Origin of the sequence: Collinsella aerofaciens (genome assembly GCF_039758815.1) — a bacterium.
GTDB lineage: Bacteria > Actinomycetota > Coriobacteriia > Coriobacteriales > Coriobacteriaceae > Collinsella > Collinsella aerofaciens_BP.
In genome coordinates this window covers 47,501-54,599 of sequence record NZ_JBDMSK010000014.1, presented here as the reverse complement: position 1 = coordinate 54,599, position 7,099 = coordinate 47,501, and the positions used below count along the sequence as shown (strand labels likewise).

The window sequence follows — 7,099 nt, the reverse complement described above, 5'->3', positions numbered from 1 at the left end:
GTATTACGAGCTCCTGTGCGAATTGGAGAGAGCGCTCCCGCAAACTGCCTCTTGACAACTTATAGGAGCGTCGGTTTTGTTTTTGCAAATTCCGGGATGGTCGAAGGTGGCCGGTTTAACGTAGTAGATGGCCGCATTTCGTGGCAAACGGTCCGACCCAAGGCACAAGGCGGTCAACCTCGAATGGCCATTCTCGAAGTTGCGGTGGAATACGGACTGAATTGGCCCCTTAAAGGCAAAAACGCTCCGTATTTCACCGCGACTTATCGAGGGGATGGGTTTTAGATACGGCCAAGGTCGTAGGATCGAGCGGCCGCTTCGCCGGCGCAGATGAGGTTGGTTGTGGCTTCTTGCGGATCGAGTGCCTGTTCCAGGCCCATGGGTTTGCGGCAAATCGGCAGTACAAGGTCGATGCCTTGCCCATACACCGCATCCAGGTTATCAGCGCGACCGCCCACGACAGCAATCACCGGCTTGCCATATCGCTTCGCACGACGGGCCACACCCACCGGCGCCTTACCGGCGGCGGACTGCTCATCCATATTGCCCTCGCCCGTTATGACCAGGTCGACATCGCGCACGCGCTCGTCAAACCCCACGAGATCGAACACCGTCTCCACGCCCGAACGCAGCTCCGCCCCGAGCGCCAGCAGCGCGGCACCCAGGCCGCCTGCGGCACCGGCACCGGGCACTCCGAGCACCGAGCCAAATGTCCGAGCACCCTCGGGTGTGCGCAACAACCCCTGGGCTCGAGCTCTGGCAATCGCCGCATCGAGCAAGCGACCGTAGCCGACCATCCAGCCGTCGTATCTGCGCAGCACCTCGACATCATCCACCGGCAGGCCCTTCTGCCCGCCGAACACCGCCAGTGCGCCTCGACGCCCCACGAGCGGATTCTCGACATCGGAAAGCACAACGATACGAGCATCATCCAAAGCCTGCAGCGCGGGCGCCAGATCAACGCTCGCCACCTGCTCAAGGCCGGCAAGACCGGGGGCGACATCGCATCCCTGATCATCGACCACACGCGCGCCCAGCGCCTGCAGCATGCCGGCGCCACCATCGTTGGTGGCACTGCCGCCCAAACCAATATAGATAGTCTTTGCGCCCGTGCGAACCGCGCGAAGCATGAGCTCGCCCACGCCATAGGTCGAAGCCGCAAGCGCCGCCGATTCTGTACAGGGCGAGTACCCAATACCCGCCGCCTCGGCCATCTCGATGACCGCGGACTCGCGCTCGCCGTCCACCAGCATCCGGGCAGACGCGCGGTCGCCCAAGGGGCCTGCAACCTCGCAGGTCACAAGCTCGCCACCGCAGGCGGCAACGGCATCGAGCGTTCCCTCACCGCCATCTGCCAGCGGCAACGTAGCCACCTGGGCATCGGACCACACACGGCGCATGCCCTCGGCAACCGCCGCCTCCGCCTGCGCGCTCGAAACGCTGCCCTTAAAGGAGTCGATCGCCAGCAGCACACGGCGGGGCCGCCGCTGCACGGGGCCAAAGTCGGCCGCCTCAACGGCAATATCTTCGGCACACGCGAGTGCCTCGGCATGAGCGGCGTGCGCCTCAAGATCGGCCCCACAACCGCAGCCAGCACCATCGGCGCCACGCAGCCCACTAAAATAGTCGCTCAACACCTCACGACACTCATCCGCCAGGACCCCAGCCGTCACGTTAAACCGATGATTCAGGCGCGAATCGGCATTCAGGTCATACAGCGAACCCAGCGCGCCCGCCTTGGCATCACTCGCGCCATACACGCAGCGCCCCACGCGCGCGTTGACCATAAGGCCCGCGCACATGCAGCAGGGTTCCAACGTCACATAAACCGTACAGTCGAAAAGGCGCCAGCGGCCAAGCGCCTGGGCAGCGGCGCACACGGCCGCAAACTCGGCATGAGCCGAAGGGTCCTGGTCGAGCTCGCGACGATTATGCGCCCGCGCGACGATCTCACCGTCGCGCACCACTACGGCTCCGATGGGCACCTCGCCCACCGCCGCGGCGGCTCGCGCCTCCGCCAGCGCCTCGCGCATGAACTTCTCGTCGATTTCGGTGATCGTCATCGTTCGCCTTCCCTGTTGCAAATTCAAAACGATGCTATCATTACGACTCACGGAGAGATGGCAGAGCGGTTGAATGCGGCGGTCTTGAAAACCGTTGAGCGCGAGAGCGTTCCGGGGGTTCGAATCCCCCTCTCTCCGCCACTTTTAGTGATGCACCGGTGTCATGGTCCGCTCAAACAGTGCATCGACCACGTCGGCTATCTCAGGTCGACGCTCAAGATCGTGGCCCGATTCCCACCATATCGTGAAAAGTCGAATAATACCGCCGGCGACAAACTCAGACGTCGTCTCGAGTGACACGGGGGCCAGGGCATCCTCGGCAAGCACGTTCATCACACGCTCGCGGATGGAGCGGGCAATGCGGTCGCAAATAACATTGGTCAACATGCCCGACATGCTGCTTGCCAAAATGTTATCCATGAGCTGCTCGTGCGCAAGAATCAAATCCATGGCATCGTCCAAAATCGCGTGCCGAAGCGCGTGCACGTCCTCGGCAGACACCGCGCCGGCCTCATCGGGCTGTTTTTGCGGCAAGCCCGACATGAGCTCATCGATATAAAAGGCAAAGTAATCGTTCTTGTCGCGAAAGTGCTTGTAGAACGTCGTGCGGCGAATCATAGCACGGTCGCACAGCATGGCAACCGTCAGGTCCTCAAAACGATGCTCTTCCAAAAGCTCGGTAAAGGCATCGAACAGGGAGCGGTAGGTTTTCTTAATGCGAAGGTCCACTGGTATCGCCATCCTCAGGGCAAAGACAACACTCGTCAATCTGTCGCATATCTTACACCTGTACCTCGCGCGCTTTGCCCCGGTGCCGGCCCCGCCGAAAACACAACGCTTACCGGAAAGTTCGGCACGGCAAAACGTTGCGGGTATACTAGTAGCGTTATACCAACGGCAGCTGGCGCATGCCGCCGCGGCCATTCGAAACGGAGACATCATGCTTCCCGTCATCATCGGCATCGTTGTTGTCATTGTGATTGTCTGCGCCATCGCCGGCATCTACAACAACATGGTCACCAAGCGCAACCGTATCGATAACGCCTGGCAGAACATCGATACGCAGCTGCAGCGCCGCAACGACCTGATCCCCAACCTGGTCGAGACCGTCAAGGGCTACGCCAAGCACGAGCAGGAGACGCTCTCCGCCGTGATCAGCGCGCGTAACACCGCCGTCAAGGCCACCACGCCCGAGGCCAAGATGGAAGCCGACAACGTGCTGACCGGTGCGCTGCGCCAGCTCTTCGCCGTAGCCGAGGCCTATCCCGATCTTAAGGCAAACACCAACTTTACGCAGCTGCAGGCATCGCTCGAGGATACCGAGAACAAGATTGGCTACGCACGCCAGAGCTACAACGATTGCGTGCTCAGCTACAACAACGCCATTCAGACGTTCCCGGCTGTCATCTTTGCCGGCATCTTTCAGTTTAAGGAGCGCCAGGGCTTCGAGGCCGCCGAAGCAGCCCGCCAGGCCCCGACCGTCAAGTTCTAGTAGTTTGACAGCGCATCCTTAATCGGCCAAATGCATAAACCGCCCCGTCGAATGCATACTTCGACGGGGCGGTTTCTTTTTTCGCGAAGGTCCCCCTCTAAGCGCCGTGCATTTTTAGGAGTATTCAACATAACCAAGAGCTTCGGGCGCCACGATAAATGCCAAAGACCGCGAATATCCCTGCAAATCAAACGCTGTCAGCCCATAACCCCGCCCATCATCCGTAGAAAACATCGAGAAATCCCGATTTTTTGCCCGAGGTCGGTATGCAGGGGCCTTCGATTGCAGAATACTCGCAAAAATGCACGTCGCCACCGCCCCCACATGGCGCGAAGCAAAACACAAGCGCGGCTTAAAAGGCCGCGCGCCATGTTTATTCAGATTAATTATTGCCCGTTGTGGCAACGCCGAGCCCGCAGGGCGGAGAGCAAGCTCCCTCCCGGCGCACTCCGCAGGACGCAAGAAGCCCTCGCCGCACGAAGTGCGCAGCGAGGGCTTCTTGCATGTCCGAGGACGCGCCGGGAGGGAGCTTACTCTCTGCCCGGACAGGAAAGGCTAATTACGCGACGGTGTAAACCCAGTTGTGCTTGTCCTCGACAGCACCGGACTGGATGCCCGTCAGGGTCTCGCGGAGCTTCTTCATCACGGGGCCGATCTCGGTGTAGCCAGCCGGGAAGGTCACGGTCTCGTCGGCGCCATAGACCTTGTTGTCAATCTCGCCCACCGGGGAGATGACGGCAGCGGTGCCGCACAGACCGCACTCGACAAAGGTACCGGCCTTGACCTCGGCCCACTCGACGGGACGTTGGTCAACGGTCATGCCCAGGTCCTGAGCGACCTGAACGAGCGAACGACGGGTGATGGAGGGCAGGATGGAGTCGGTGTGCGACTGCGGAACGACGAGCGTGCCATCCTCTTTCACGAACAGGACGTTGGCGCCACCGGTCTCCTCGACATAGGTGCGGGACTCGGAGTCGAGATACAGGTTCTCGGCATAGCCCTCGTGATGGGCCTCCATCGTGGGCTTAAGGGACATGGCGTAGTTCAGGCCGGCCTTGATGTTGCCGGTGCCGTGCGGTGCGGCACGGTCGTACTCGGAAACGCGCAGCTTGACGGGCTTGAGGCCACCCTTAAAGTACGGACCGACCGGGGTCACGAGAATACGGAACGTGTACTCAGGAGCGGGAGCCACGCCGATCACGTCACCGGAGCCGATCATAAACGGACGCACGTACAGGGTCGCGCCAGAGCCGAAGGGCGGAACCCAGGCGGCGTTGGCAGAAACGACCTGCTTGACGGCCTCAACGAACTTGTCCTTGGGGAACGGGGGCATCTCGAGGCGCTGCGCAGAGTTGTACATGCGCTCGGCGTTCATGTCGGGACGGAAGCAGACGATGCTGCCGTCCTCGGCGGTGTAAGCCTTCAGGCCCTCAAAGACTTCCTGGCAGTAATGGAAGATGCCGCCGCACTCGGAGACATGCAGGGTGTGGTCGGTGGTCAGGCCGCCCTCGTCCCACTCGCCGTCCTTCCAATGGGCCTCGTAGCTGTAATCGGTCTTCATGTAGCCAAAGCCGAGGCTACCCCAATCGATATCCTTCTTCTCGACAGTCATATGTCGCTCCTTACATACACAGTTGCAAACTCGCGAACCCGCACGCAAGGACCGAGGCCGACCGCGTCGCAACGTCGCACGCCCGGAGCGTAGAGCCGGACGGGACACGCGAACAGCATCAAAACCGATGGCACGTCGATTCGCATGCACGAGATTGTACTCCGCACGCGCGTCGGATAAAACGTTTTTCTTTAACTAACTAAAGTAATTTCATTTGACCGAAGCTGAAGAGGCCCGCCACCGTAAACGGCGACGGGCCTCAACTGCACGGTTTGCGCGCTGGCTCGAGCTACGCGTTCTATTTACCCAGCTTAGCCTTGACCAGACCGACCACGGTCGGGATGATCGACACGGTAACGATGCCGATAATCAGCAGCTCAAAGTGCTCCTGCACAAAGGGAATGCCGCCAAAGAAGTAGCCCAGCAGCGTAAAGAGCGTTGACCAGGTAATGCCACCCAGCACGTTAAAGATGACAAAGTTGCGCCAGTGCATGCCGCCCATGCCGGCGATAAAGGGCACAAAGGTGCGGATAAACGGGAAGAAGCGGCCGAGGAAAATGGCCAGGTGGCCCCACTTGTCCAAGAAGTCCTCGGACTTTTTAATGCGCTCGGGCGTCATGGCCTTGACCTTACCCGAAGCGATGATCTTGCGGCCAAAGAAGTGACCGATCATAAAGTTGCACTGATCGCCCAAGATGGCAGCAGCCCATGCGACGGCCAGCAAAGCCACGATGTTAAAGCCACCGTTGTGGGCAAAGAAGCCCGAAGCAAACAGCAGCGAATCACCGGGAAGGAACGGGAAGAACACCACGCCCGTCTCGATAAAGATGATCAGGAACACGCAGCCGTAGGCCATAAGCGGGCCGGCGGCGATCCAGCTGGCAATCGCGGTGCGCGGGTCTTTGAGCAGCTCGGCGATAAAATTAATGAAACCCATGAAGTAAAACCTCTCAGTTGTGGGCGCGGATACGTCCAAGTTGACCAGTATACGGTTGCGGCGTCCCCTCGTGCGCAACCCCACAAAAGCATGACTCCATTACCAGCAAGTTTGCATAACTGACACCTGTCGCGCAATGCCGCCAAGATTGTCCTTCCTAATCCCTAGCGAATCGCTATACTTTATTGAATCGCATTGCCATGGCGCTAAGGGAGGGCGGCCGGTGAGCTTTATCAATACCATTCGCGAGGACATCAAGACCGTCCAAGCGCAGGACCCCGCCGCGCAAAACGGTCTGGTCATCTTCCTTTCCTATCCTGGCCTGCACGCCAAGTGGAACCACGTGCCCGAGCACTGGCTCTGGGAGCACGGTCATCGCTCGCTCGCCCGCGTGCTCTCGCAAATCACCCGTCACATCACCGGCGTCGAGATTCATCCCGCCGCACAGATCGGCAAGCATTTCTTTATCGACCACGCCATGGGCGTCGTCATCGGCGAGACCACCATTGTGGGTGACAACTGCGTGCTCTACCAGGGCGTCACGCTCGGCGGTACCGGCAACGAGACCGGCAAGCGCCACCCCACCCTAGGCAACAACGTCACCGTGGGCACGGGCGCCAAGGTGCTCGGCAACATCCGCATCGGCAACAACGTCAAAATCGGCGGCAACTCGGTCGTCGTTAAGGACGTGCCCGACAACTGCACCGTCGTGGGCGTGCCGGGACGCATCATCAAGCGCAACGGCTGCCGCGTGTTCGAGGAGAGTTTCGACGCCAAGCAGCATCGCGAGTACATGCCCGATGACGCCGCCGAGCAGTCCGCGCTCAACCGCCAGGGCATCACCGAGAACGCTCGCCGCGTCAAGGAACTCGAGCGAGAGGTGGCCGAGCTCAAAGCCCTCGTCGCCAAGCTCGTGGACGAGCGCTAGGAACGCAAGCGGCACAAAACGACATCGGTATCAACGCAAGAAGGCGCGCCAGGGAATTCATCCCCGG

6 protein-coding genes and 1 tRNA gene are annotated in these 7,099 nt (G+C 60.3%); 3 read left to right on the top strand and 4 right to left on the bottom strand.

What is annotated here, in order from left to right; translation table 11 throughout:
• Positions 1-281: 281 nt before the first annotated feature.
• Positions 282-2,063 (bottom strand): tRNA adenosine(34) deaminase TadA, encoded by a 1,782-nt coding sequence (gene tadA / locus ABHT90_RS07195; protein ID WP_346982069.1) that lies wholly within the window; start codon positions 2,061-2,063, stop codon positions 282-284.
• A 51-nt stretch (positions 2,064-2,114) separates the two neighbouring features.
• Here tadA and ABHT90_RS07190 point away from each other — a divergent pair.
• Positions 2,115-2,204, top strand: a tRNA-Ser gene (locus ABHT90_RS07190).
• 3 nt (positions 2,205-2,207) lie between these two features.
• Here ABHT90_RS07190 and ABHT90_RS07185 read toward each other — a convergent pair.
• Positions 2,208-2,792, bottom strand: a complete 585-nt coding sequence (locus ABHT90_RS07185; protein WP_346982068.1) for a TetR/AcrR family transcriptional regulator — start codon at positions 2,790-2,792, stop codon at positions 2,208-2,210.
• Positions 2,793-3,003: 211 nt separating this feature from the next.
• Here ABHT90_RS07185 and ABHT90_RS07180 point away from each other — a divergent pair, with 211 nt between their 5' ends.
• A complete protein-coding gene (locus ABHT90_RS07180; RefSeq protein ID WP_346982067.1) occupies positions 3,004-3,555 on the top strand; it encodes a LemA family protein in 552 nt (183 codons plus the stop codon).
• A 559-nt stretch (positions 3,556-4,114) separates the two neighbouring features.
• Here the strand turns inward: ABHT90_RS07180 and ABHT90_RS07175 are convergent.
• Both ABHT90_RS07175 and ABHT90_RS07170 read right to left on the bottom strand, forming a co-directional pair.
• Positions 4,115-5,167 (bottom strand): branched-chain amino acid aminotransferase, encoded by a 1,053-nt coding sequence (locus ABHT90_RS07175; RefSeq protein WP_346982066.1) that lies wholly within the window; start codon positions 5,165-5,167, stop codon positions 4,115-4,117.
• A 298-nt stretch (positions 5,168-5,465) separates the two neighbouring features.
• The gene (locus ABHT90_RS07170; protein WP_346982065.1) at positions 5,466-6,104 is read right to left on the bottom strand and encodes a VTT domain-containing protein; all 639 of its coding nucleotides are present in this window, start codon (positions 6,102-6,104) and stop codon (positions 5,466-5,468) included.
• A gap of 223 nt (positions 6,105-6,327) precedes the next feature.
• On the opposite strand from ABHT90_RS07170, the gene cysE reads away from it, so the two are divergent.
• Positions 6,328-7,032 carry a serine O-acetyltransferase gene (gene cysE, locus ABHT90_RS07165; RefSeq protein WP_035138740.1) on the top strand — a complete coding sequence of 235 codons (705 nt, stop codon included), beginning with the start codon at positions 6,328-6,330 and terminating at the stop codon, positions 7,030-7,032.
• Positions 7,033-7,099 lie beyond the last annotated feature (67 nt).